This is a genomic window from Bacillus sp. JJ783 (assembly GCF_036963225.1).
GTDB lineage: Bacteria > Bacillota > Bacilli > Bacillales > Bacillaceae_G > Bacillus_A > Bacillus_A cereus_U.
Window position 1 is genome coordinate 2,659 of sequence record NZ_JBALMG010000083.1, and the last position, 701, is coordinate 3,359.

Consider the following 701-nt stretch of genomic DNA (forward strand, 5'->3'; position numbering starts at 1 on the left):
GTGTCAAAAATGTGTACGACTTTCATATAAAAGCGTTATTTTATTGCTAAATGTATTTAAAAATTTTGAAGAGGCTTTCTAAAATATAGAAAGGGAATTTTTGTTTATATAAATTATGTTATTAGAAATTCCCCTTCATTTATCATTATGGGTATAGAAAATGGTAAGAACTTAAGGTATAGGACTTGTAAGTGGGAATCTTGCTGCAGAAAAACTAAGCATTGATGGAGTCGGTAAAGCTAAAATTCTACCTTTTATAGTAGCAAGAAATACTACTCTTACGGTATCACCTGGATGTAATCCATAGATAGTGGATACGCTGAAACTAGTAACATCGTCTTTTATATCTCGATAAACGGAAGTGTCATTGATAAATAAATCTAATATTCCCACAAAAGGCTGAATGAATACAGGTTCAAATGTCAAATTTGCATTAATTTGGTATAAACCTTCTTGTTTGGCTGTAAAAGTATTTATACCATCATATTCATTATTAAAATCAAAGAGTTCAGTTGTGAAATTTACAGTTTGAGAGGTAAAAGCAACAGTAAATTGTTCATCAGTTCCTATATTTGCCCTGAATGCAGATTCTATAGCTCCCGGTCCAGTCGGCCCAGTAGCACCGATAACTCCTCTGCGGCCAGTCGGTCCAGTCAATCCAGTAACACCAGTAGGACCGGTATTGCCGGAAGGACCAGTAA

General features: G+C 34.7%; 1 protein-coding gene. It reads right to left on the bottom strand.

What is annotated here, in order from left to right; translation table 11 throughout:
* Positions 1 to 171: 171 nt before the first annotated feature.
* On the bottom strand, positions 172 to 701 hold a 530-nt coding region (locus V7038_RS17665), incomplete at its 5' end, for a collagen-like triple helix repeat-containing protein (RefSeq protein ID WP_335471149.1).